Here is a 24,344-nt window from a genome sequence, read left to right as displayed (position 1 = left end):
GTCAAACGCCGTGATCCACGCCTGCGACACTTGGTCGGTGACCACCCTCCTTCTCGTCCGCCATGGGCTCACCGCCCTCACCGGGCCGGTGCTGGCCGGCCGTACTCCTGGAGTGCATCTGAGCGAGGCGGGCCGGGCGCAGGCCGCGGCGCTGGCCGGGCGCATCGCGGGGGTCCGGCTCGACGCCATTGTCTCCAGCCCGCTCGAACGCTGCCAGGAGACCGCCCTGGCCGTCGCCGAAGGGCGCGGCATGGACGTACAGACCGATGAGCGGTTCGTGGAGTGCGGTTACGGAGCGTGGACCGGGCGGCCGCTGGCGGAGCTGGCGAAGGAGCCGTTGTGGCAGGTCGTGCAGGCCCATCCCAGTGCGGTGACATTTCCGGAAGGGGAGTCACTGACCGTTATGCAACACCGGGCCGTGACCGCCGTACGGGAGTGGAACCAACGCCTCGGGGGGAAAGGCGTCTACCTGGCCTGCAGTCACGGAGACGTGATCAAGGCCATCGTCGCCGACGCTCTGGGGCTTCATCTGGATCAGTTTCAACGGATAACAGCAGATCCTGCGGCTCTCACCGTCATTCGCTATGCCCCCCTGCGTCCCTTTGTGCTCAGGCTTAACGATATGGGGGAATTGCAGCTTCCCGAGGATTCGGAGGAGAAAGACGGGGGAGAAAAACTCACCGGGAGCGATGCCGCCGTCGGCGGTGGACCCGGAACCACGTAAGGTCAGGCTATGCCGGTCTTCGACTACGACCCACCAGAGAGGTTCGTGGCCGGTGCCTTGGGGCAACCGGGCGCGCGAGCCTTCTTTCTGCAGGCCAGAGCCGAGGGCAGACTGACCACGGTAGCGCTGGAAAAACTGCAGGTGGCCGCACTCGCGGGCAGGCTGGACGAGCTGCTCGACGAGGTGCTGCGCCGCAGTGGGGGCACCGCGCACGTGCCTGCCATGGCGCCCGCCGACCTGACCGACGACAAGCCCCTCGAGGTGCCTGTCACCGAGGACTTCAGGGTCGGCACCATGGCACTGGCCTGGGATCCCGACACGTCACAGGTGGTGATCGAAGCGCAGGAGATCATCGACGAGGAAGCCGTCGAGGCACCCGAGCCCGCCATGCTGCGGGTGCGGATCAGTGCCGGGGTCGCCCGTGCGTTCACTCAGCGGGCGCTCCAGCTTGTCGCTGCGGGCCGACCGGCGTGTCCCCTTTGCGGACAGCCACTCGACCCCGAGGGACACGTCTGCGTCCGTCTCAACGGCTATCGCGGGGGTGAGGCGACGTCATGAGCGCTCCGGAGAGCGAACCGGCTACCAGGCCGTCGCACCCGTCGCCCCTGGAGGACGAGGGGGCGCTAGAGCTGCTCCGCGACGGCCGCCTGGAGGTCGCGGGCCGCCTCGTCGAGGCGACCAACATGACGCTCTACTGCTCGATCACGCTCGGCGCGCGCACCGCCGCGTGCGTGTACAAGCCGGTACGCGGCGAACGCCCGCTCTGGGACTTCCCGGACGGCACACTGGCCGCCCGTGAGGTCGCGGCGTTCGAGGTCTCGCAGGCGACCGGCTGGCAGATCGTGCCGCCGACCGTCTACCGGGAGGGCCCGTTCGGCCCCGGCATGTGCCAGCTCTGGATCGACACCGAACGCGAGGTCGACCTGATGCGCCTGGTACGCAGCCGCAACCCGGTCGTGCGCCGGATGGCGGTGTTCGACGCGGTGATCAACAACGCCGACCGCAAGGGCGGCCACCTGCTGCCGCTGCCCACCGGCCACGTCTACGGGGTCGACCACGGCGTCTGCTTCTCCGCCGAGGACAAACTGCGCACCGTGCTCTGGCAGTGGCGGGGCAAGCCGCTGGCCCGCGAGGCCGTGGCCACGCTCACCAAGCTGGAGCGCGACATCGAGTCGGGCCAGCTCGGCCGCAGGCTGCGTGACCTGCTCACGCTCGCCGAGGTCGAGGCGACCTGGACCCGGATCAGACGGCTGCTCGAAACCGGTCTGCACCCCTACCCCTCCCGCGACTGGCCGGCCATTCCCTGGCCGCCGATGTAAACGGCCATCCCCTGGCGGTCGTGGTAAATCCGTTTACTACGCTTTGCCTTATGTGCACGGTGATCGTGAAGACGGGCCGGCCCCTGACGCTGATGGGCGTGCGAGACGAGTTCGCCGACCGGCCCTGGGAGGGGCCGGGGGAGCACTGGCCCGAACACCCCGGCGTGGTGGGCGGGCGCGACCTCAAGGCGGGCGGCACCTGGCTGGCCGTCGACCCCGCCAGGCGCCGCGCGGCCGCGCTCCTCAACGGGCACGGCCGGTCCGCGCCCGAGACCACCAAGATCTCCCGCGGCGACCTGCCGCTCCTCGCCGTCGGGGCCGACGACCTGCCCGACGTCGACCTGGCCCGCTACGACCCCTTCCACCTGCTGCTCGCCGACCCGGCGCGGGCGCGGCTGTTCAGCTGGGACGGGGAACGGCTCAGCGCCTCCGAGGTGCCCGACGGCACCAGCATGATCGTCAACACCGGCCTCAACCCGGAACACGAACGGGTGGCCGCCTACCGCTCGCGCTTCGAGAGCTCCGCCGACTGGCGCGAGCTCATCGCCGCAGCCCCCTCGGCCGACCCGTCGGCCCTGATCCTCCGGCACGAGCTGCCCGACGGCCGCGTGTTCGCCTCGCTGTCCGTGACCCTGGTCACGCTGGCGCCGGAGGGTGTGACGTACGAGTTCACTGACCTGACCGCTGATCGGGACGGATAGGCTCAAAGACATGCGATCGTGGTCTGCCCCCACCTTTCCCGCTCTTCCTGGTGAGAGCGTCCCACTGCGGCTCTACGACACGGCGGCCGGGCAGGTCCGGCAGACCGATCCGGGTCCGACCGCCCGCATGTACGTGTGCGGCATCACTCCCTACGACGCCACCCACCTGGGACACGCCAACACCTACCTGGCCTTCGACATGGTCGGCAGGCTCTGGCGCGACGCGGGCCACGAGGTGCACTACACCCAGAACGCCACCGACGTCGACGACCCGCTCCTGGAACGCGCCGAGCAGACCGGCGTCAGCTGGCAGCACCTGGCCGAGCGGGAGATCGAGCTGTTCCGCACCGACATGGAGGCGCTGCGCATCGTGCCGCCGCGCGAGTACGTCGGCGTGACCGAGGTCGTCGGCGGGGTGGCCGAGCTGATCGCCAAGCTGGCGGACAAGGGCGTCACGTACGAGCTCGACGGCGACGTCTACTTCAGCGTGGCCGACGCGCCCAAGTTCGGGCAGGTGTCCGGCTACAGCGAGGAGCGGATGATCGAGCTGTTCGCCGAGCGCGGCGGCGACCCGGGCAGGGCCGGCAAGCGCCACCCGCTCGACTGGCTGCTCTGGCGGGCCGAGCGGCCCGGCGAGCCAGCCTGGGACTCGACGCTCGGCCGCGGCCGGCCCGGCTGGCACATCGAGTGCACCGCGATCGCCCTCGACAACCTGGGCGCCGGCTTCGACGTCGCGGGCGGCGGCACCGACCTGATCTTCCCGCACCACGAGTGCGGCGCCTCCGAGGGGCACGCGGCCACCGGGGAGTGGCCGTTCGCCAAGTTCTACACGCACGCCGGGATGGTGGCGCTCGACGGCGAGAAGATGTCGAAGTCCAAGGGCAACCTGGTCTTCGTCTCCAAGCTGCGGGCCGTGCACGACCCGATGGCGATCCGGCTCGTGCTGCTCGCCCACCACTACCGCGAGGACTGGGAGTACGTCCCGGCCCAGCTCGCCCAGGCCGAGGCCCGGCTGGCCACCTGGCGCTCGGCCGCCGGGCTGGCCGCCGCGCCCGACGCGGGCGGGCTGCTGGCCCAGGTACGCGAACGGCTCGCCGACGACCTGGACACACCGGGCGCACTGGCCGCCGTCGACGCCTGGGCCGAGCGGGCCCTGTCGGGCGACGGCTCGGACCCGACGGCACCGGCCCTGGTCCACGACCTGACCGACGCCCTGCTGGGCGTCGCGCTCTAGCCGGACAGCCCGGCGTGGTCGTCGACCCTCGTGATCACCACCCAAGCGCGGCGAGGCGGCATACCTTGCCGTCGATCACCTGCCCGTACACGGCCTCGGTCTGCTCGGCGACGCGCGCCCAGCCGTATCTCTCCTGAGCGCGGCGTGCTCCGGCCGCGCCGATCGCCTTGCGCCGGTCCTCGTCGGCGAGCAGGTCGCGCAGGGCCCTGGCCAGCGCTCGCGGGCGGCGTGGTGGCACCAGTACGCCGCAGCCCGCGACCGTGTCGAGGTGCCCGCCGACCCCGGAGGCCACGACCGGCACGCCGCACGCCATCGCCTCGATCGCCACCATGCCGAACGGCTCGTACCAGGGCACGCAGACCACCACGTCGGCCGAGCGCATGAGCGCCGGGACGTGGGCGCGGGGGACGCTGCCGATCACGTGCACCCGGTCCCCGACGCCGCACCCGGCGGCCAGCTCGCGCAGCCGCACCGACTCCTCGCCGTCCCGGTGCCCGCCGGCGATGACCAGGTCGGCCTCGGGAAGCCGGCGCATGGCCTGGATCACCGTGTCGACGCCCTTGCGCGGTACCTGGCGGCCGATGCTGAGCACCATCGGACGCCGGACACCCGCTCCGGCGCGCGGCGCGACCGGGCCCTGGGGGCAGAACTCGGTCAGGTCGACGCCACACGGCACCACCGCGATGCGCTGCTCGGGCACGCCCATCGCGCGCAGTTCGTTCACCTCGTCGCCGCAGGTGGCGAGCACCGCGTCGGCGCGGGAGCCGATCTCCCGCTCGGTCGCCAGGCGGTGCGCGGGGCTGGTGTCCGCCTGACCCTGCCAGCGCCGCTTGACCGTGCCCAGCGCGTGGAACGTCTGCACCACCGGCACGTCCTCGGAGGCCTGCAGGGCCGCCTGGCCGCTCATCCAGAAGTGCGCGTGCGCGACGTCGGGCCGGCGCACGGCCCAGCGGTCGGCGAGACGGTCGGTGAACTCCGGCATGTACCGCGGGAGCTCGTCCTTCGGGATCGGCACCGCGGGCCCGGCCGTGACGTACTCGACCGTGACGCCGGGTGCCAGGGGCACCGACTCCGGCTGGGCCGGATCGGAGCGGCGGGTGTGGACGATGACCGTGTGCCCGCGCTCTCCCAGCGCGACGGCCAGCGCGGCGACGTAGACGTTCTGGCCGCCGGAGTCGACGCTGCCGATCGCGGCCAGGGGGTCCGCGTGTTCAGAGATCAGATCGACATTCACTGGTCAGCTCCCTCACTGCTTTGACCACCTGCTCGCTTGTCACCTGCGACGGACATGGGTGCCCGGGGACCGGCACTCGGTAGAGAGCCCATCGGGCAGTCGGGGTGAACAGGCTCACGGCAGGCGTACCGACCACGGCTGCCAGGTGCGCGGCGCCGCTGTCTCCGGCCACGAGCACGCCGGCCCGCTCGATGAGGGCTGCCAGCTGTGAGAGCGTCGTTCTACCGCCGAGGTCGACCGCAACATCGTGGGCGACATAGGCGGTGAGCTCGCGCTCCTTGCCTGTCACGACGACCCGGTGCCCGTCTTCGGCCAGCTCCCGGACCGCTTGCCGATGCCGCTCGGCAGGCGTCCTGGCGGGTGCTGACGTCCCCGGGTGGACCACTACGTACGCGCCTTCACCGGCGCCTGTGCCGGTATCTATAGGGTTCCCGATAACGTTCCCAATATCCGGAAGAGGTGGGCGGAGAGCGAGTTTTCCCTGATCATCGGGCGATAATTCGTGCCCGGACAGTCCTCGCTGATCGCGCAGATCCGCCGTACGCCCGCCGCCGGCGACGTGGCGCGCGGGCTGGGCCGCCCGGTCGCGGGGACCGCCCTGACGTACTGGGGAAACAGGCCGGAGACTCTGCGAACGGTCGCGCTGAGCAGTTGTTTGCAGGGGAGGCCGTCGGGTAGCTGGGCGGCAGCGCGACGGAGGTGAAAGGTGTTCGAACCACGGCGTCCCGGGGCGGTGCTCTTCGACCGGGACGGGTCCCTGATCAAAGACGTCCCCTACAACGGCGACCCGGCGCGGGTCGAGCCGATGCCGGGCGCGATGGAGGCGCTGATGCGCCTGCGCCGGGCCGACGTGCCGGTGGCGGTCGTCACCAACCAGTCGGGCGTGGCCAAGGGCCTGCTCACGCCGGACGAGATGGATCAGGTGAACGCCAGGGTCGAGGAGCTCCTCGGCCCGTTCGACGCGTGGGCGATCTGCGTGCACGACGACACCGACGGCTGCACCTGCCGCAAGCCCGCGCCGGGGCTGCTGATCAGGGCGGCGGCCGTCCTCGACGTCAGCCCGCGCGACTGCGTCGTGGTGGGCGACATCGGCAGGGACATGGAGGCGGCCAGGGCCGCGGGGGCCAGGGGCATCCTGGTGCCGACCGGCCAGACCCGCGCGGAGGAGATCCAGCAGGCCGCCGAGGTGGCCGAGGACCTGTCCGACGTCGTGGACCGCGTGCTGAGCGCCGTCGCCGAGGCCGGCGGAGTGACTTCCGGGAGGATGGGCTCCGCGGTCTGGTCACCGCTGGTGGGCTGGAGCCGCTGGTGAGGAGGGCCGAGCAGGGCCGAGGTCCTGGTCGACGCGCGTAAAAACTTCGTCAAGCCCCCGGAGCTCGCCGCCCGGACCGGCAAGGCCGCCCGCGCTCCCGCACCGGTCCGTTACGTGCTGACCAGGGTTCCTGGCCGATTGGGATCTACTTTTTGCAGAGGTATGACCGGAAAAAGGCGGGGTAGGGGCCTTCAACATGATGATGATGGATTGGTCGCGCAAGGCATCCTGCCTGGTCGTAGACCCGGAACTGTTCTTCCCGATCTCCCCCGAAGGGCCGGGCCACGCGCAAGTGGAGCGCGCCAAGGTCGTCTGCCGGGACTGCCCGGTACGCGAGCCCTGCCTCGACTACGCGCTCAGCACCGGACAGGACTACGGCGTCTGGGGAGGCACCGACCCGGCACAGCGGCGCGAACTCATCCTGACATCACCTCAGCGAGAAAGCGTTGGCGCTCGCCGTCCTCGAGGCGGTCGCTGAACAGCACGCCGTCGAGGTGATCGACCTCGTGCTGCAGCACCCTGGCGAGCACGCCCAGCGCCCGCACGGTGACGGGCTTGCCGAACGCGTCGCGGCCACGAGCCGTGACCATGTAAGAACGTTCCAGCGGCCACCACAGGCCCGGCGCCGACAGGCACGCCTCGTCCGCCGTGATACGCCGCTCGGACAGCTCCAGCCGCGGATTCACCAGGCACCCTGACTTGCCGTCGTAGGAGTAGACGACGACACGCAGCGACACCCCGATCTGGGGCGCGGCCAGCCCGGCGCGGCCGGCTCCGGCGCGCATCGTCGCCGTCAGGGACTTGACCAGCCCCCGGAGCTCCCGGTCGAAGTCGTGAACCGGCGCCGCCACCGAGCGGAGCACCGGATCGCTGAACACGCGGATAGGGCGGACTGTCACCGCAACTCCCCGATTGGTCGCGTCGTCTGGGGGAGAGGCTTCCCGCCCGCCTTCGGGATCAACCGTCAGGGTTCTGGGTTGTAGCACAGCGGTAACAAGGGAGACCCAGGGGCGAAACCGCCTGAAAGCACTATCTATTCTGTGATCTCACTTCCGGCTCATGGGCCTGTGATGCTTGGCCGGGTGCTCGGGGCCCGGCCAAGCCCACCACTACAGGAGGTGTTCGCGTGAGCGCGCTTCCCCTCGACGACCAGGCGCGGGCGCTGGAGACGGCGCCGGACGCGCTGTCCGGCTTCACCGTCGGCGTGACCGCCACCCGGCGGCGCGAGGAGTTCGGCGCGCTGCTCGAACGGCGCGGCGCGCGGGTGGTGAGCGCCCCCGCCATCAGGCTGGTGCCGCTTTCCGAAGACTCCGACCTGCTGGCCGCCACCCGGCTCAGCCTGGCCGGGCCGGTGGACGACGTGGTCATCACCACCGGCGTCGGCTTCCGCGGCTGGATGGCCGCGGCCGAGGGCTGGGGCCTGTCCGCCGACCTGGCCGACCACCTGACCAGGGCCCGCCTGCTCACCCGCGGCCCCAAGGCCAGGGGAGCGGTGCGCGCCGCCGGGCTGAACGACCACTGGACCCCCGCCACCGAGTCCTGCGAGGAGGTCAAGCAGTACCTCCTGGCCCAGGACCTGCACGGACGCCGCATCGCGGTGCAGCAGCACGGCGAGCCGCTGACGGAGTTCGTCGCCGTGCTGCGGGAGGCCGGGGCCGAGGTGATCGAGATCCCGGTCTACCGGTGGTTGCCGTACCGCGACCCTTCGCCGCTGCGCCGCCTCATCACCCAGACGTTGTCCGGCGCCGTGGACGCCGTGGCCTTCACCAGCGCGCCCGCCGTACACGCCATGCTCGGCGCCGCCCGGGCCGAAGGGCTGGAGGAGCAGTTGCTGGCGGCGTTCGGCGACCGCGTCGTGGCCGCCTGTGTCGGTCCGGTCACCGCCGGGCCCCTGGTCACGCGTGGCGTACGGACGCTGCAGCCCGACCGGGCGCGTCTCGGCGCGCTGGCCAGGGCGCTGGCCAGGCACCTGCCGGAACACGGCGTCACCCGGCTGGAGGCGGGCGGGCACCGGCTGGAGATCCGCGGGCACGCGGTGGTCGTCGACGGCGAGCTCAGGCCGCTGCCGCCCGCGCCGATGGCCGTGCTCAAGCGCCTGGCCGACAAGCCCGGCCATGTGGTCTCCCGCACCGACCTGCGTACCGTGCTGCCGGGCAGCCTGTCGCGCGACTCGGCGGAGCACGCGGTGGAGATGGCGATCACGCGACTGCGGCGCGCGCTCGGGCCCAGCGGGATCGTCGAGACGGTGGTCAAACGGGGCTACCGCCTCGCCTGCACCCACGAGGCGGCGTCCCTGTGACGTCGCCCTCGCCCAAGCGGGTCGCTCCCGTTTCTGTGGCGCCGATGCCGGTCGCGTCCGTACGGGCCGGAGCAACCGCGCCGACGCTGGTCCTGGCCGCGCATGGGACGCGGAGCGCGGCGGGGGAGCGATCCCTGGCCGCGCTGGCCGCGGCGGTCCGGCGGACGCGGCCCCGGCATCGCGTCGAGCTGAGCTACCTGGAGATCAGCTCACCCCTGCTGGCCGACGTGCTGTCCACGGTCCCCGGACCCGTGGTCGTGGTGCCGCTGCTGCTCGCGGGCGGCTACCACGTCCACATCGACCTGCCGAACGTCGTCGCCGAGCACCGCCCCGACGCCCTCGTCGCGCCGCCGCTCGGACCGCACCGGCTGCTCACCACCGCGCTCGCCCGCAAGCTGGCCCGCGCGGGACTCCGTCCCGCCGACACGGTCATCCTGGGCGCGGCCGGCTCCTCGGACCCGGCCGGCCTCGCCGACGTGCGCGCCGCAGCCCACCTTCTGTCGGTACGGCTGGGCCGCCCGGTCACGGCCGCGTTCACCTCGGCGGGCAGCCCGTCGCTCGGCGAGGCCGTGGAACGCGTCAGATCGAGCCCGGCGCCACGCCTGGCGGTCGCCTCGTACCTGCTGGCGCCCGGGTTCTTCCACGGCCGCCTGACGGAGGCGGGCGCGGACCTGGTCAGCGAACCCCTGGGAGCCGATCCCGCCGTGGTGGAGCTGATCTGGCACCGCTACGACGAGACGACCGCCCGGACCGCCGTACCGAACACCAGGACCGCCGTACGGACCGCCTAGAGCGTCGGTCATGTCACGCTGATGGCGTTACGACGCCGTCAAGGAGCTCGCGCCGGCGGGGACCACGAACGGAGCGCAGCCGTCCAGAGCGGTCGTTGCCCTGGTCGGCGCGTCGCCACGTGACGCGATCTTCAGGAGGCTAGCCTTCTCACCAAGGGGGATCAAGCATGACTGAAGACTTCGCCCAACTGCCGCAGGCCGCATCCGTACGGCTGATCGACTTCGAGGAGGCGCGGGTCGTCCCGGGCATCGTGCCCAAGACCTTCATCCTGATCGTCAGCGGCACCAAGCCATATCTCAACATGAAGGTCTCGCTCTCCCCGCTGGTCTACATCCAGCAGCCGGAATACTGGGGGATCGAGGTCATCGGTTCGATGAACGGCATCGGGCTCCCGGCCACCGCTCCTTACACGGTGTCGCTGCCGCTCGACGGCATTCTCGGCACCAGGGGGATCGAGGTCATCGGGGCCACCAACCGCAAGACGTTCAACGTTCCGTAGGCGGGAGCCGCGCGTGACGCGGGCTGAGGAGTCGTCAGGCGGGCACGGGTTCCAGGCGGAGCTCGCGGACGATCTCCAGAGCGCTCGCGTCGCGGGACGGTCCCGCGTCGGCGCCGACGAACATCTCGATGTAGGCGTGATGGAAGCACCCGGCCAGCAGCAGCCGGGCGGTGGCCTCCGGGTCGACCGAGGCGGCCACCCGTCCGAGGCGCTGCTCGCCCTCCAGATAGGCGGCCAGCGGGAGGATCTCTCCCATCGGACCGAGCCCGTGATCGCGTACGGCCTGCCGGAAGCGGACCGTGACCGACGGAGAGGTGAACGCGGGCATCGCCGCGCCCTGCACATCCGTGTAGTAGTCGATGCCCGCTCGCACGATGGGCAGCAGGTTGTCGCCGACGCTGCCCCGGCCGATGCGGTGGGAGAGTTCGTGCAGGATGCTGAGCCACAGCGGGAGCCGGTCCTGCAGCAGGGCGAGGAAATGGTCCACGGAGCCGCCGGGGCGGTCCTCCCTGAGGGAGAGGGCCATCTCCAGGATGCGTCGCCGGGTGTCCTGACTCCTCTGGTGCGGGTCTACGTGGGAAGTCGCCATGGTTGGCCTAACGTGCGCGGTCACATGGATAGGTGCAACGTGGCATTCGCGACCGGAGCCTCTCGACCAGCCGGTCCTGGGGTTCCAACTTGATGCAAACTTGTACGGTTACTGATTATTACTCGAAACTTCCAGAAAATTCGGCAAAAAGGCTTCGAGTCAGCTGTCAGTGTCGCGGTCCCGGCGCCGCAGGTAGCGCTCGAACTCGGCGGCGATCGCGTCCCCGCTGGCCTCGGGCAGCTCGGCGGCGTCCTTGCGCTCTTCGAGCTCCTTGACGTATTCGGCCACTTCGCTGTCCTGGGAGGCGAGCTCGTCCACGCCGTTCTCCCAGGCGCGGGCCTCCTCGTCCAGCTCGCCGAGCGGCATCGGGATCTCCAGCAGGTCCTCGAGGCGGCGCAACAGTGCCAGCGTGGCCTTGGGATTGGGCGGCTGGGCCACGTAGTGCGGCACCGACGCCCACAGCGAGACGGCGTCGAGACCGGCCTCACCGAACGACTGCTGCAGCACGCCCACGATGCCCGTGGGGCCCTCGTAGCGGCTCAGCTCCAGGTGGGTCGAGCGGGCGAGGTTTTCATCCGTGGCACTGCCCAGGATCGGCACGGGGCGGGTGTGCGGCGAGTCGTTGAGCAGCGCGCCCAGCATCACGGCCAGCTCGACGCCGAGCTCGCGGCAGACCTCGATGATGTCGGCGCAGAACGAGCGCCACCGCATGTTGGGCTCGATGCCGCGCAGCAGCACCACGTCGCGCTCGACGCCCGGCGGGCGGGCACGCAGCAGCCGCGTCGTCGGCCAGATGATCGATCGGGTCAGCCCATCGCCCATCTCCACGACGGGACGGGTGACCTGGAAGTCGTAGTAGTCGTCAGGATCCAGCTCGACCAGCGGCTCCGCCTTCCAGGCGGACTCGAGGTGGGCGATCACACCGCTGGATGCCTCGCCGGCGTCGTTCCACCCTTCGAACGCGGCTATGAGCACCGGGTCGACGAGCTCGGGGAGCCTTTCGAACTCGATCACGTGTCGCCTCCTCTCTCGCTGTCCAGCTAAGCCTATGCGGTGAGGAGGCGGTCATGTCACGGAGTAACGACGATCAGGCATCGTCACGGATCGACCGGTCAGATGCTGTCAGGCGGTGATGCGCCGAGCACTGTCAGATCGCCTGTTCAGGCCGCCATTGTCCGGCGGGCGCTCTCCTGTCAGACCCTGACGCGGAGTGAGCGCGGGCGGCCGGGTGAAGGGTCAGGCGCGGCCGCCGGAGGTGGTGTGGACGATCAGCACGTCGCAGGAGGCGCGGTGGGCGACGTGCGACGGCACGGAGCCGAGCAACCGCCCCGCCAGGCTGTTGAGCCCGCGGTTGCCGATGACCAGCAGGTCCGCCCGGTGCTTGGCGGCCAGCGTGATGAGCACGTCGACCGCGTCGCCCTCCTCGGCCGCCAGCACGACCTCGCTCGCGCCCGCGGCGACCGCGTGCTCGCGGGCGGCCCGCAGCGCGTCGTCGGCGGGGGTGGAGCCGCTCACCTTGTAGGCGAGGTCGCCGAGCCGGTCCGCGGCGACGGCCCGCTCGCTCGCCCGCATGGGTACGTACGCGCAGGCCAGAACGAGGGTGGCCCCGGTCGCGCCGGCCAGGGACGCCGCCGCGGAGACGGCGCGGAAGGAGGAGGCGGAGCCGTCGGTGCCGGCCAGAACGGTCTGATAGGCCATGGCAAACCCCTATTAGACATAGATTCAATTGTCTCCCCGGCAGGATAGCCGTCGATGAACTCGTCCTGCGGCAGCCGATAAGCTCTACGCCATGAGCAGCTCCCCGTCCTTCCGCGAAGTTTTGTCCCAGCGAGTGATCGTCGCCGACGGGGCGATGGGGACGATGTTGCAGGCCCAGGACCCCACCCTCGACGACTTCGAGGGTCACGAGGGCTGCAACGAGGTGCTGAACGTCACCCGTCCCGACATCGTGCGAGGCGTCCACGACGCCTATTTCGCCGTGGGCGTCGACTGCGTCGAGACCAACACCTTCGGCGCCAACCTGGCGGCCCTGGGCGAGTACGACATCCCCGAGCGGGTCTTCGAATACTCCGAGGCGGGCGCCAGGATCGCGCGCGAGCGGGCCGACCACTGGTCCACGCCCGAGCAGCCGCGCTTCGTGCTCGGCTCGATGGGCCCCGGCACCAAGCTGCCCACGCTGGGCCACCTGCCCTACCACAACCTGCGCGAGTCCTACCGGCAGAACGCGGCGGGTCTGATCGAGGGCGGCGCCGACGCGCTGATCATCGAGACCTGCCAGGACCTGCTCCAGGTCAAGGCCGCCGTCGTCGGCGCCAGGCGGGCCGCGGAGGAGTCGGGCCGCGACGTGCCGATCATCGCCCAGGTGACGATCGAGACCAACGGCGCCATGCTCCTCGGCTCCGAGATCGGCGCCGCGCTGACCGCGATCGAGCCGCTCGGCGTCGACCTGATCGGCCTCAACTGCGCCACCGGCCCGGCCGAGATGAGCGAGCACCTGCGCTACCTGGCCCGGCACTCCCGGCTGAAGCTCTCGTGCATGCCCAACGCGGGGCTGCCGGTGCTGACCTCCGACGGCGCCTACTATCCGCTCAGCGCCGAGGAGCTCGCCGACGCGCACGAGACCTTCACCCGCGACTACGGCCTGTCGCTGGTCGGCGGCTGCTGCGGCACCACTCCCGAGCACCTGCGCCAGGTCGTCGACCGCGTGCGCGGCAGGGAGACGGCCGCGCGCCGCCCGCACCCCGAGCCGGGCGCGTCCTCGCTCTACCAGACCGTCCCGTTCCGCCAGGACACCTCCTACCTGGCCATCGGCGAGCGGTGCAACACCAACGGCTCCAAGGCCTTCCGCGAGGCCATGCTCGAAGGCCGCTGGGACGACTGCGTGGAGATGGCGCGCGAGCAGGCTCGCGGCGGCGCTCACCTGCTCGACCTGTGCGTCGACTACGTGGGCCGCGACGGCGTGGCCGACATGAAGGAGCTGGCGTTCCGCCTGGCCACCGCCTCCACGCTGCCGATCATGCTCGACTCGACCGAGTCCGAGGTGCTGCGGGCCGGGCTGGAGATGCTCGGTGGGCGCGCGGTGGTCAACTCGGTCAACTACGAGGACGGGCGCGGTCCCGACTCACGCTTCCACAAGACGATGACGGCCGTACGCGAGCACGGCGCCGCCGTCGTGGTCATGTGCATCGACGAGAAGGGCCAGGCCCGCACCGCCGCCGAGAAGGTACGCATCGCGAGCGAGACCATCGACGACCTGGTCGCCAACTGGGGCATGCAGGTGTCCGACATCATCGTCGACTGCCTCACCTTCACCATCGCCACCGGCATGGAGGAGAGCCGCCGCGACGGCCTGGAGACCATCGAGGGCATCCGCCAGCTCAAGCGCCGCTACCCCGACGTGCAGACCACGCTGGGCCTGTCCAACATCTCCTTCGGCATCAACCCGGCCTCGCGCATGGTGCTCAACTCGGTGTTCCTCAACGAGTGCGTCAACGCCGGGCTCGACTCGGCCATCGTGCACGCCTCCAAGATCCTGCCGATGTCGCGCATCCCCGATGATCAGCGCCAGGTCGCGCTCGACATGGTCTACGACCGCCGCCGCGAGGGCTACGACCCGTTGCAGCGCTTCATCGACATGTTCGAGGGCGTCGACGCCTCGGCCATGCGCGAGGGCAGGGCCGAGGAGCTGGCCGCGCTGCCGCTGTGGGAGCGGCTCAAGCGGCGCATCATCGACGGCGAGAAGAAGGGGCTGGAGGCCGACCTCGACGCCGGTCTGGCGGAGCGGCCCGCCCTGGAGATCATCAACAACGTGCTGCTCGACGGCATGAAGACGGTCGGCGAGCTGTTCGGCTCGGGGCAGATGCAGCTGCCGTTCGTGCTGCAGTCGGCCGAGGTGATGAAGACCGCCGTCGCCTACCTCGAACCGCACATGGACCGCGTCGAGGGCGAGACCAAGGGCCGCATCGTGCTGGCCACGGTCAAGGGCGACGTGCACGACATCGGCAAGAACCTGGTCGACATCATCCTGTCCAACAACGGCTACCAGGTGGTCAACCTCGGCATCAAGCAGCCGGTCTCCGCGATCCTGGAGGCGGCCGACGAGCAGAAGGCCGACGTCATCGGCATGTCCGGACTTCTGGTGAAATCGACGGTCATCATGAAGGAGAACCTGGAGGAGATGAACTCCCGGGGCATCTCCGACCGCTACCCGGTGCTGCTCGGCGGCGCCGCCCTCACCCGCGCCTACGTCGAGCAGGACCTGGCCGAGCTGTTCGCCGGCGAGGTCCGCTACGCCCGCGACGCCTTCGAGGGGCTGCGGCTCATGGACTCCTTCATGGCCGTCAAACGCGGCGTCGCCGGCGCCACGCTGCCGCCGCTGCGCGAGCGCCGGGTCAAGACCGGCGCCGTCCTGACCCGTACGCCGGTCGAGGAGCTGCCCGCCCGCTCCGACGTGGCCGCCGACAACCGGCTGCCGGTGGCGCCCTTCCAGGGTGACCGCATCGTCAAGGGCATCTCGCTCAGCGACTACTCCGCCTTCCTCGACGAGCGGGCGCTGTTCCTCGGGCAGTGGGGCCTCAAGCCCACGCGCGGCGGCGACGGGCCCGGCTACGACGAGCTCGTCGAGACCGAGGGACGGCCGCGGCTGCGCATGTGGCTCGACCGCATCCAGACCGAGGGGCTGCTGGAGGCGGCCGTCGTCTATGGCTACTTCCCGTGCGTCAGCGACGGCGACTCGCTGATCATCCTCGACGAGGCCGGAGACGAGCGCACCCGCTTCACCTTCCCGCGCCAGCGCCGCGACCGGCACCTGTGCCTGTCCGACTTCTTCCGCTCGCGCGAGTCGGGCGAGGTGGACGTGGTCGGCTTCCAGATCGCCACGATGGGCGGCAAGATCTCCGAGGCGACGGCCGAGCTGTTCGCCAAGGACGCCTACCGCGACTACCTGGAGCTGCACGGGCTGTCGGTGCAGCTCACGGAGGCGCTGGCCGAATACTGGCACGCCCGGGTCCGCGCCGAGTGGGGGATCGGGGGCGAGGAGTCGCTCGACGACATGCTCAAGGTCAACATCCAGGGCTGCCGCTACTCCTTCGGCTACCCGGCCTGCCCCAACCTCGAGGACCAGGTGCAGCTGTTCCAGCTACTGGACCCGGAGCGGATCGGGGTCACGCTGTCGGAGGAGTTCCAGCTCCACCCGGAGCAGGCCACCTCGGCCCTGGTGGCCCATCACCCAGAGGCCAAGTACTTCAACGTCTGACCGGCCCCCGACCCGTTCCACCGGAACGGCCTCCTGGACACTTCTCCTGCTCTCTCGGCCACCTGATCGGGGCCCTGGCCATGCGTGCGCGCTCGTTGGGACGGTGTCCCGGCAAGGGGTCCGTGGGGGGCGGTGTCGCGGGGTGGCGAGGGAGCTTGTTGGGGAGAGGCCCAGCGTGGCGAGGATGCCCGTTTGCAGGCTCCCAGGCCATGTGCGGGCGGCATCGGGGCGTGGAGAGGGAGCCTTCTTGGGAGGGGTCCCGCGTGGCGAGGATGCCCGTTTGCGGGATCCCCAGGCCGTGCGGGGGCGCCCGTTGGGGTGGTGTCCCAAGCGCGGGGGAGCTCGGTGGCGAGAGGGCGCGGCGAGGGCGAGAGGCCGTTGGGGACGGTGCCCCGGGGTCGGCGATCTTCTTGTCGGTGGTGAGAATAGCCTGACGGGGTGCCGTCGCGGTGCCGCACGCGAACCGATCGGGGGAATGCATGGAAGCCGTCTTCTTCGACATGGACGGGTTGCTGGTCGACAGCGAGAAGGTGTGGCTGGAGGTCGAGACCGGGGTGATGGCGCGCCTCGGCGCCGAATGGACGCCCGAACACCAGGTGCACCTCGTCGGCGGCTCCATGGAACGCACCGTCGACTACATGCTCGCCGTCTCGGGCTCGTCCGTCACGCCGGAGGACCTGCGTGAGTGGATGATCGACGGCATGGTGGCCCGCCTGGTGGACGGTGTGCGGATGATGCCCGGCGCCTCCGAACTGCTTGACGCCGTACGCGAGGAAGGCATCCCGGTCGCGCTGGTGACCTCGTCGCTCAGGGAGATCGCCGACGCGGTCCTCAAGGCCGTCGGCCGTGACCGGTTCGACGCCATCGTGACGGCCGACGACGTCACCCGCACCAAGCCCGACCCCGAGCCGTACCTGACGGCCGCCGTGCTGCTGGACGTCGAGCCGGTGCGCTGCGTCGTCCTGGAGGACTCGCCCAACGGCGTCGCCGCCGCCACGGCGGCGGGCTGCGCGGTCGTGGCGGTCCCCAGCCTCCTGCCCATCGACCCGGCTCCCGGTCGCCTGGTGGTCCCCTCGCTGACCGAGGTCACGGTCCCCACCCTGCGCGCGTTGATTCGCTGACCGCCATGGCCGACGACCTGGAGAAACAGAAGAATCGCGCGTAACGGCGCCCGGCCATGTGCGGGTTCAGCGGCCGTATTCCTGGAAACCCTCAGCCCCGTTCGGCGGGTGGCGGGTGACCCATGCTTGCCGTACAAAAAAGTAAAGCCCTGAGCCGCACAGACAACCTGGCCGCACAAGACAACCTGGCCGCACAAGAGAACCTGGCGGCACAAGGAAAGCTCGCCGCACAAGAGAACCCCGACGAACAAGGGAACCTTGTCGCGCAAAAGACGCCTGACGCACGAAAGACCCCTGAGCTGTGCAAATGAACCTGGTCGCACGGGGGAATCCTGAGCCGCACAAGAGGGCCCCTGCCGCACAAGAGGCCCCTCGCCGCACATGAGAAACCAGCGGGACCCCTAAGGGTGGGGCGGTACTTGGGGAGGAGGGCAGGACGGGAAGCGGCGTGCCAGGATGGGAGCCGTAAGCAATGACAGAGGGGCGGCGGAATGACTTTCGATCAGATCGCGTGGTTGCCGCTGTGCGCCGGTGTGACCATCGCGGGATTGGTGCTCAGCTTCCTGACCTTCCGGCGCAGAGGCGCGGCGGCCGGCATGAGGGTGGCCGCGTGGGCGCTGCTCCCGGTGGCCGCTTACCTGACCGGTGCGCTGCAGGCCCTGTGGACCATAGGCACCACCGTCGTGGGCTTCGTCACGAGCCTGATCTTCAATCCGGTCGTCTGGTCGGGCGTCGCGGTGACAGGTCTGGCCGTGGTGCTGTTCGTGGTATCCGGGTTCATGCGCGGCCGGAAGCTGCGGCTGGCGCGGGGCGGTAAGCCGGACAAGGGCGCGGAGGCGCCGACCGCGCCCCAGCAACGTCCCGTGACGGGGCAGAAGGCCGGGCCGGCAGCGGGCCAGCCTGCAGGAAAGCCCGCCGTGACGGCGGCCAAGAAGAACAACGACGACGACTTCTCCGACATCGAGGATATTCTCAAGCGCAGGGGCATCAGTTAGTCCGAGGTGTGTCACAGTTCCGAGACTTAACCGGGACTGCCCGTAGACATTCACTGCAAGATCGATACGAATGAGTTTCGCGTCAATCACAGTTAAGCCACATCGGGCCCTGAGGGACTGGTCATAGCAGCTCAGGCCATAGATTCTGCCTCCTGAGGCCGCGACTCGCGACTTCATCAGCGCGGCGCACTAACCTGATCGGGACCGCGCCCACACGGACGACGTCGTCTGGAATCCAGGGGGCTACTGGCATGACCGCACCGCTCGATGTTCCGGGCTCGGCGATAGAAGCCGGACCGGAAACCGTTCTGGAGGGCGCGGACTCCTCAGTCATCCGAGGGCGTTCCCTTGGTCAGATCGCATGGATGCGGCTGAAGCGTGACAAGATCGCGATGATCGGCGGGATCGTCATCGTCGTGCTGATCCTCGTCGCCATCTTCGCGCCGCTGCTGGTGTCGTGGCTCGGCCACCCACCGGCGGAATGGCATCGGGAGAAGATCGACCCGGCCATCCAGGCGCCGCTCGGCACGTTCGGCGGCATCGACAAGGACTTCCTGTTCGGGGTCGAGCCCACCACGGGCCGCGACCTGTTCAGCCGGATCCTCTACGGCGCGCGCGTCTCGCTGCTCATCGCGTTCTTCGCGACGCTGCTCTGCGTGGTGCTCGGCGCCGTGTTCGGGATGATCGCCGGTTTCTTCGGCGGCTGGGTCGACACGGTCATCAGCCGGCTCATGGACATCTTCCTCGCCTTCCCGCTGCTGGTGTTCGCGCTGGCGCTCGGCGGGGTGATCCCCGACAAGGCGTTCGGGATGTCCGGTGACACGCTGAGGATCAGCCTGCTCGTGTTCATCATCGGCTTCTTCAACTGGCCCTACATAGGGCGTATTATTCGAGGTCAGACGCTGTCTCTGCGTGAGCGGGAGTTCGTCGACGCCTCCAGGAGCCTGGGCGCGCGCAACCATGTGATCTTGTTCAAGGAGATCCTGCCGAACCTGCTGGCCCCGATCCTGGTCTATTCGACGCTGCTCATCCCGTCGAACATCCTGTTCGAGGCCGCGTTGTCCTTCCTCGGCGTGGGTGTGCGGCCGCCGACCCCGACGTGGGGAGGCATGTTGGCCGAGGCGGTCCACAACTACGACGTGGCGCCCAACTTCATGCTCTTTCCCGGTCTCGCGATCTTCGTCACCGTGCTGGCGTTCAACCTGCTCGGTGACGGCCTGAGGGATGCCTTCGATCCCAAGGCTCGATGACCTCGTGAGTTATCCGCAATTTCTCTACTCCTAGATACAAGGGGTGTGTCAGGTCGATGAAGATAAGATCCACGGCGTCGGCGGTCGCGATCACCGCTGCTCTTGCCCTGGTCGTCTCCGCGTGTGGCGGTGGCGGCTCTACCAAGAAGAACGGCGGTGACACCGCCGAGGCGCCCGCCAGCCAGTACAACGCTGGAGTGACGCAGGTCGTCAACCCGTCCACCAAGACGGGTGGCACGCTGCACATGGGCATGCCGGGAGACTTCGACTCGGTTGACCCCGGCGACCAGTACTACGGCTACGCGTGGAACTTCTCCCGGCTCTACACTCGCGCGCTGACCATGTTCAAGCCGGTGCCGGGCGAGGAGGGCCTCCAGCTCGTCGGTGACCTGGCCGAGGACCTTGGCAAGGCCAGCGACGGTGGCAAGACCTGGACGTACAAGCTGCGCGCGGGCCTCAAGTTCGAGGACGGCACCCCGGTGACGTCCAAGGACGTGAAGTACGCCGTGGCCCGCTCGCTGGACAAGGAGATCCTGCCCAGCGGCCCGACCTACTTCAACGACTGGCTCGACAACGGCGACTACACCGGCCCGTACAAGATGAAGGACAAACTCGACTCCTGGAAGGGCGTCGAAACGCCCGATGACCAGACGGTCGTCTTCCATCTGAAGAAGGCCTACGGCGGCTTCGACTACTTCGCCATGCTCCCGTCGACGGCCCCGGTGCCGGCGGCCAAGGACACGGGCACGAAGTACAAGGAGCACCCGGTCTCGACCGGCCCGTACATGTTCAAGGCCCACGAGCTCGGCAAGCGCATCGAGCTGGTCAAGAACCCGAACTGGGACGCGGCGACCGACCCCAACCGCAAGCAGCTCAACGACTCGGTCGAGGTGCTGCTCGGTCAGAACGAGGACGACCTCGACCAGCGCCTGCTCTCGGGCAAGATCGACGTCAAGATCAACAGCACCGGTGTCGGGGCCAACGCCCGTAAGACCCTGCTGACCGACCCCAAGGTCAAGCAGTACGCCGACTCCGCGCCGCTCGACCGCACCTGGTTCACCAACCTCAACGCGGACGTGCCGCCGCTGGACAACATCCACTGCCGCAAGGCCGTGATGTACGCGGCGGACCGCTCCGCGATCCAGGGCGCCTACGGCGGTCCCGACGCCGGCGGTGAGATCGCTCTCAGCCTCATGCCGTCGAAGATGACCGGTTACGAGAAGAACGACCTCTACGGCGTCGAGGCCAACCCCGGCGGCGACGTGAACAAGGCGAAGGAAGAGCTGAAGGCCTGCAACAAGCCTGACGGCTTCAGCACCACCATCTCCTTCCGCGTCGAGCGCGCGGCGGAGAAGCAGACCGCCGAGTCGCTGCAGCAGTCGCTCGGCCGCGTCGGCATCAAGCTGGAGGTCAAGGGCTTCCCGCAGGGTGACTACTTCAAGCTGTACGCCGGCAAGCCCGACTTCGCCAAGAAGAACGGCCTGGGCCTCATGGTCTACGGCTGGGGCGCCGACTACCCCGAGGGCTTCGGCTTCTTCCAGCAGATCGTCGACAGCCGCGTCATCCGTGCCGCGGGCAACACCAACCTCGGCGTGAAGGACCCGGAGATCGACAAGCTGGTCGACCAGGCCGCGGCGGAGCAGGACGCCACCAAGCGCAACGCGATCTGGGCCTCGGTCGACAAGAAGGTCAGCGACGACGCGTTCATCCTGCCCTACGTCTGGGCGCACGGCCTGTTCTACCGGCCGCCGACGCTGAAGAACGCGTTCATCAGCCAGAACTTCGGGATGTACGAGTTCCTGACGCTCAGCACCCAGTAACCCGGTCCGGGAAAACCTCCGGAACGTTCGTCGAAAGCAGGTGAAGGCTTCGGCGGCCGGGCCCACAAGGCCCGGCCGCCATAGCCGAGATCAGTGGCCACATACATCATCAGACGGTTGATAGCGGCCGTCATGCTGCTCTTCGTGGTGAGCATCGCGACGTTCGCCATCTTCTTTCTCGTCCCGCGGCTCGCCGGGATGTCCGCTGACGACCTCGCCTCCCGCTATGTGGGCAAGGCCGCCAACGATCAGATGATCCACGAGGCCGCCGTCAGGCTGGGCTTCAATGACCCGCTGGTCGTGCAGTACGGGCGGTTCGTGAAGGGCATCTTCCTCGGTGTGGACCGCAACTACGGTCCCGGCGTCGAGCACTGCCCCGCTCCGTGCTTCGGCTACTCCTACGTCACCCAGAACCCGGTGCTACCCGACCTGCTCGACCGGTTGCCGATCACGCTGTCGCTCGCGCTCGGCGCGGCCGTGGTGTGGGTGGTGTTCGGTGTCTCGACGGGCGTGCTGTCGGCGCTGCGGCGCGGCAGCTTCTTCGACCGCCTCTCGATGGGCGTGGCCCTGGCGGGCGTGTCGCTGCCCATCTTCTTCACCGGCATCGTGTCGCTGGCCATCTTCCGCGACCAGCTCGGCCTGGTCGGCGACGTCGCCGACTGGGTGCCGTTCTCGGAAGACCCGCTCACCTGGGCGAACAACCTCATCCTGCCGTGGGTGACGCTGGCCTTCCTGTACGCCGCCGGCTATGCCCGGCTCACCAGAGCAGGCATGCTGGAGACCATGTCGGAGGACTACATCCGCACGGCACGGGCCAAAGGACTGCCCGAACGCATGGTGGTCGTCAAACACGGCCTGCGCGCCACGCTCACGCCGGTGATGACCATGTTCGGCCTCGACCTGGGCCTGCTGCTCGGCGGCGCCGTGCTCACCGAGAGCACGTTCTCGCTGCCCGGCATCGGCAAGTACGCGGTCGACGCCATCAACAACAACGACCTTCCCCAGGTGATGGGCGTCACGCTGACCGCGGCGAGCTTCATCATCGTGGCCAATCTGATCGTCGACCTGCTCTACGCGGTGGTTGACCCGAGAGTGAGGCTGACGTGAGCGAGAGCGCCTTTCTCGACGTCAAGGACCTGAAGATCCACTTCTCGACCGACGACGGCGTGGTCAAGTCCGTCGACGGGCTGTCCTTCAGCCTCGAACGCGGCAAGACGCTGGGCATCGTCGGCGAGTCCGGATCGGGCAAGTCGGTCACCAGCCTCGGCATCCTCGGCCTGCATCGCGGCAAGAACGCGCACGTCTCCGGCGAGATCTGGCTCGACGGCGAAGACCTCGTCACCGCCTCACAGGAGCACGTGCGCCGGCTGCGCGGCCGGAAGATGGCGATGATCTTCCAGGATCCGCTGTCGTCGATGCACCCGTTCTACACGGTGGGCGACCAGATCATCGAGGCGTACCGCATCCACCACAAGGTGTCCAAGAGCGTGGCCCGCAAGCACGCCATCGACATGCTGGGCCGGGTCGGCATCCCCGAGCCCAAGAGCCGGGTCGACTCCTACCCGCACGAGTTCTCGGGCGGCATGCGCCAGCGCGCCATGATCGCGATGGCGCTCTCGTGCGACCCCGAGCTGCTCATCGCCGACGAGCCGACCACCGCGCTCGACGTGACCGTGCAGGCGCAGATCCTCGACCTGATGCGTGACCTGCAGCGCGAGTTCAACTCCGCGCTGATCATCATCACCCACGACCTGGGCGTGGTGGCCGAGCTGTCCGACGACATCCTGGTCATGTACGCGGGCAAGTGCATCGAGTACGGCTCGGCCGACGACATCTTCTACCGGCCCGAGCACCCCTACACCTGGGGCCTGCTGGGCTCGATGCCCCGCCTCGACCGGGAGCCCACCGAACGGCTGCTGCCCGTCAAGGGCACCCCGCCGTCACTGATCAACGTGCCGTCGGGCTGCGCCTTCCACCCCCGCTGCCCCTACTCCGACCAGACCGACGGCCAGTCCAAGGCCGAGGTGCCGGCCCTGGCTCCGGCCGACCCGGGCCACCTGGTGCGCTGTCACCTGAGCAGGACGCAGCGGCGGACGCTGTGGGAGAACGAAGTCAAGCCAGTGCTGGAGACGCAGTGACCACCACGAACGAGCCGCTTCTTTCCGTCCAGGACCTGGAGAAGCACTTCCCGGTGACCAAGGGCCTGTTCAAGCGGCAGGTCGGGGCCGTCAAGGCGGTCGACGGGATCAGCTTCGACGTGTTCAAGGGTGAGACGCTCGGCCTGGTGGGGGAGTCGGGCTGCGGCAAGTCCACCACCGGCCGCCTGGTGACCAGGCTGCTGGAGCCGACCGGGGGCAAGGTCGTCTTCGAGGGCCAAGACATCACCCACATGCGCCAGGGCAAGCTCCGGCCGCTCCGTCGCGACATGCAGATGATCTTCCAGGATCCCTTCTCGTCGCTCAACCCCCGCCACACGGTCGGCACCATCGTCGGCGCCCCGTTCCGCATCCAGGGTGTGCAGACGGAGCACGGGATCAAGAAGGCCGTCCAGGACATCCTCGAACTGGTCGGCCTGAACCCGGAGCACTACAACCGCTACCCCCACGAGTTCTCGGGCGGCCAGCGCCAGCGCATCGGCATCGCCCGCACGCTCGCGCTGAAGCCCAAGCTGATCATCGCCGACGAGCCGGTCTCCGCGCTCGACGTCTCGATCCAGGCCCAGGTGGTCAACCTCCTGGAAGACCTGCAGAACGAGCTGGACCTCACCTACGTGGTCATCGCCCACGACCTGTCGGTGGTCCGCCACATCAGCGACAGGGTCGCGGTCATGTACCTCGGCAAGATCGTGGAAATAGCCGACCGCAAGAGCCTGTACAGCGTCCCCATGCACCCCTACACCAACGCGTTGCTGTCGGCGGTGCCGATCCCGGACCCCAAGGCCCGCGCGAAGAGCGAGCGCATCAGGCTTTCGGGCGACGTGCCGAGCCCGCTCAACCCGCCCCCGGCCTGCCGCTTCCACACCAGGTGCTGGAAGGCCCAGGACATCTGCAAGACGGTGGAGCCGCCGCTGGAGCAGCTCGCCAGCGGTCACCAAGTCGCCTGCCACTTCCCGGAGAACGCCCCCGAAACGGCGACGAAGACGGCCGCCGCGACACCCTGACGCCGCACCCCGGGCATGGTCGGCGGCCCCCCGCCGCCGAC

At 69.4% G+C, this 24,344-nt stretch carries 25 protein-coding genes; 19 read left to right on the top strand and 6 right to left on the bottom strand.

The window, feature by feature from the left end; translation table 11 throughout:
• Positions 1 to 37 precede the first annotated feature (37 nt).
• From ACGFNP_RS45530 to mshC, 5 genes are read left to right on the top strand one after another with little or no spacing between them, the layout of a single operon-like run.
• On the top strand, positions 38 to 724 hold the full coding sequence (locus tag ACGFNP_RS45530) for an MSMEG_4193 family putative phosphomutase (protein WP_358324544.1): 687 nt from the start codon (positions 38 to 40) through the stop codon (positions 722 to 724).
• Positions 725 to 733: 9 nt separating this feature from the next.
• Positions 734 to 1,282: a DUF3090 domain-containing protein gene (locus ACGFNP_RS45525; RefSeq protein ID WP_219528509.1), complete on the top strand. Its 549-nt coding sequence runs from the start codon at positions 734 to 736 to the stop codon at positions 1,280 to 1,282.
• Entirely contained in the window at positions 1,279 to 2,043 is a 765-nt protein-coding gene (locus tag ACGFNP_RS45520; RefSeq protein WP_358324541.1) for an SCO1664 family protein, read from the top strand. Before ACGFNP_RS45525 ends, ACGFNP_RS45520 begins: the two co-directional genes overlap by 4 nt.
• 50 nt (positions 2,044 to 2,093) lie before the next feature.
• Positions 2,094 to 2,744, top strand: coding sequence for an NRDE family protein (locus ACGFNP_RS45515; protein WP_393329226.1), 651 nt, complete (start codon positions 2,094 to 2,096; stop codon positions 2,742 to 2,744).
• 10 nt (positions 2,745 to 2,754) lie between these two features.
• Positions 2,755 to 3,978: a cysteine--1-D-myo-inosityl 2-amino-2-deoxy-alpha-D-glucopyranoside ligase gene (gene mshC / locus ACGFNP_RS45510; RefSeq protein ID WP_393329224.1), complete on the top strand. Its 1,224-nt coding sequence runs from the start codon at positions 2,755 to 2,757 to the stop codon at positions 3,976 to 3,978.
• Between the two features lie 34 nt (positions 3,979 to 4,012).
• Here mshC and ACGFNP_RS45505 read toward each other — a convergent pair whose 3' ends face one another.
• Positions 4,013 to 5,212, bottom strand: coding sequence for a glycosyltransferase (locus tag ACGFNP_RS45505; protein ID WP_358324532.1), 1,200 nt, complete (start codon positions 5,210 to 5,212; stop codon positions 4,013 to 4,015).
• Positions 5,190 to 5,597, bottom strand: a complete 408-nt coding sequence (locus ACGFNP_RS45500; RefSeq protein WP_358324529.1) for a glycosyltransferase family 9 protein — start codon at positions 5,595 to 5,597, stop codon at positions 5,190 to 5,192. The genes ACGFNP_RS45505 and ACGFNP_RS45500 overlap by 23 nt, the downstream gene beginning before the upstream one ends.
• Positions 5,598 to 5,918: 321 nt before the next feature.
• On the opposite strand from ACGFNP_RS45500, the gene ACGFNP_RS45495 reads away from it, so the two are divergent.
• Entirely contained in the window at positions 5,919 to 6,524 is a 606-nt protein-coding gene (locus tag ACGFNP_RS45495; protein ID WP_393329222.1) for a D-glycero-alpha-D-manno-heptose-1,7-bisphosphate 7-phosphatase, read from the top strand.
• A gap of 205 nt (positions 6,525 to 6,729) precedes the next feature.
• Entirely contained in the window at positions 6,730 to 7,002 is a 273-nt protein-coding gene (locus tag ACGFNP_RS45490; RefSeq protein WP_358324887.1) for a WhiB family transcriptional regulator, read from the top strand.
• Here ACGFNP_RS45490 and def read toward each other — a convergent pair.
• Positions 6,941 to 7,423, bottom strand: a complete 483-nt coding sequence (gene def, locus ACGFNP_RS45485; RefSeq protein WP_358024930.1) for a peptide deformylase — start codon at positions 7,421 to 7,423, stop codon at positions 6,941 to 6,943. The two genes, ACGFNP_RS45490 and def, sit on opposite strands and share 62 nt — an antisense overlap.
• A 227-nt stretch (positions 7,424 to 7,650) precedes the next feature.
• Here def and ACGFNP_RS45480 point away from each other — a divergent pair, with 227 nt between their 5' ends.
• The 3 genes from ACGFNP_RS45480 (at position 7,651) to ACGFNP_RS45470 (ending at position 10,114) form a co-directional block, all read left to right on the top strand.
• Complete coding sequence (locus tag ACGFNP_RS45480) at positions 7,651 to 8,823, top strand: uroporphyrinogen-III synthase (protein ID WP_358324523.1); 1,173 nt, start codon at positions 7,651 to 7,653, stop codon at positions 8,821 to 8,823.
• A 44-nt stretch (positions 8,824 to 8,867) separates the two neighbouring features.
• Positions 8,868 to 9,614 (top strand): sirohydrochlorin chelatase, encoded by a 747-nt coding sequence (locus ACGFNP_RS45475; protein WP_393329219.1) that lies wholly within the window; start codon positions 8,868 to 8,870, stop codon positions 9,612 to 9,614.
• A gap of 167 nt (positions 9,615 to 9,781) precedes the next feature.
• Positions 9,782 to 10,114 (top strand): hypothetical protein, encoded by a 333-nt coding sequence (locus ACGFNP_RS45470; RefSeq protein ID WP_358324517.1) that lies wholly within the window; start codon positions 9,782 to 9,784, stop codon positions 10,112 to 10,114.
• A gap of 34 nt (positions 10,115 to 10,148) precedes the next feature.
• On the opposite strand, the gene ACGFNP_RS45465 is transcribed toward ACGFNP_RS45470, so the two are convergent.
• From ACGFNP_RS45465 to ACGFNP_RS45455, 3 genes are all read right to left on the bottom strand, one after another.
• Positions 10,149 to 10,640, bottom strand: coding sequence for a hypothetical protein (locus tag ACGFNP_RS45465; protein WP_393329217.1), 492 nt, complete (start codon positions 10,638 to 10,640; stop codon positions 10,149 to 10,151).
• A gap of 222 nt (positions 10,641 to 10,862) precedes the next feature.
• Positions 10,863 to 11,717 carry a PAC2 family protein gene (locus ACGFNP_RS45460; RefSeq protein ID WP_219528497.1) on the bottom strand — a complete coding sequence of 285 codons (855 nt, stop codon included), beginning with the start codon at positions 11,715 to 11,717 and terminating at the stop codon, positions 10,863 to 10,865.
• A 222-nt stretch (positions 11,718 to 11,939) separates the two neighbouring features.
• Positions 11,940 to 12,401 (bottom strand): universal stress protein, encoded by a 462-nt coding sequence (locus tag ACGFNP_RS45455; protein ID WP_358324509.1) that lies wholly within the window; start codon positions 12,399 to 12,401, stop codon positions 11,940 to 11,942.
• 91 nt (positions 12,402 to 12,492) lie between these two features.
• On the opposite strand from ACGFNP_RS45455, the gene metH reads away from it, so the two are divergent.
• The 9 genes from metH to ACGFNP_RS45410 all read left to right on the top strand — a co-directional run bounded on the left by metH (position 12,493) and on the right by ACGFNP_RS45410 (position 24,303).
• On the top strand, positions 12,493 to 15,957 hold the full coding sequence (metH, locus tag ACGFNP_RS45450; RefSeq protein WP_358324506.1) for a methionine synthase: 3,465 nt from the start codon (positions 12,493 to 12,495) through the stop codon (positions 15,955 to 15,957).
• A 479-nt stretch (positions 15,958 to 16,436) separates the two neighbouring features.
• A complete protein-coding gene (locus tag ACGFNP_RS45445; RefSeq protein ID WP_358324503.1) occupies positions 16,437 to 17,078 on the top strand; it encodes an HAD family phosphatase in 642 nt (213 codons plus the stop codon).
• Positions 17,079 to 17,200: 122 nt separating this feature from the next.
• Positions 17,201 to 17,389 carry a hypothetical protein gene (locus ACGFNP_RS45440; protein ID WP_393329215.1) on the top strand — a complete coding sequence of 63 codons (189 nt, stop codon included), beginning with the start codon at positions 17,201 to 17,203 and terminating at the stop codon, positions 17,387 to 17,389.
• A gap of 180 nt (positions 17,390 to 17,569) precedes the next feature.
• Positions 17,570 to 18,073: a cellulose synthase gene (locus ACGFNP_RS45435; RefSeq protein WP_358324500.1), complete on the top strand. Its 504-nt coding sequence runs from the start codon at positions 17,570 to 17,572 to the stop codon at positions 18,071 to 18,073.
• Between the two features lie 251 nt (positions 18,074 to 18,324).
• Positions 18,325 to 19,323 (top strand): ABC transporter permease, encoded by a 999-nt coding sequence (locus ACGFNP_RS45430; protein WP_393329213.1) that lies wholly within the window; start codon positions 18,325 to 18,327, stop codon positions 19,321 to 19,323.
• Between the two features lie 56 nt (positions 19,324 to 19,379).
• Positions 19,380 to 21,143 carry an ABC transporter substrate-binding protein gene (locus ACGFNP_RS45425; RefSeq protein WP_358324494.1) on the top strand — a complete coding sequence of 588 codons (1,764 nt, stop codon included), beginning with the start codon at positions 19,380 to 19,382 and terminating at the stop codon, positions 21,141 to 21,143.
• 93 nt (positions 21,144 to 21,236) lie between these two features.
• Positions 21,237 to 22,250 carry an ABC transporter permease gene (locus ACGFNP_RS45420; RefSeq protein ID WP_214636344.1) on the top strand — a complete coding sequence of 338 codons (1,014 nt, stop codon included), beginning with the start codon at positions 21,237 to 21,239 and terminating at the stop codon, positions 22,248 to 22,250.
• Complete coding sequence (locus ACGFNP_RS45415) at positions 22,247 to 23,281, top strand: ABC transporter ATP-binding protein (RefSeq protein WP_358324491.1); 1,035 nt, start codon at positions 22,247 to 22,249, stop codon at positions 23,279 to 23,281. Before ACGFNP_RS45420 ends, ACGFNP_RS45415 begins: the two co-directional genes overlap by 4 nt.
• Complete coding sequence (locus ACGFNP_RS45410; protein ID WP_358324488.1) at positions 23,278 to 24,303, top strand: dipeptide ABC transporter ATP-binding protein; 1,026 nt, start codon at positions 23,278 to 23,280, stop codon at positions 24,301 to 24,303. Before ACGFNP_RS45415 ends, ACGFNP_RS45410 begins: the two co-directional genes overlap by 4 nt.
• Positions 24,304 to 24,344 lie beyond the last annotated feature (41 nt).

Source organism: Nonomuraea sp. NPDC049269, assembly GCF_043197155.1.
GTDB lineage: Bacteria > Actinomycetota > Actinomycetes > Streptosporangiales > Streptosporangiaceae > Nonomuraea.
This window is presented reverse-complemented; position numbering and strand designations above follow the sequence as displayed.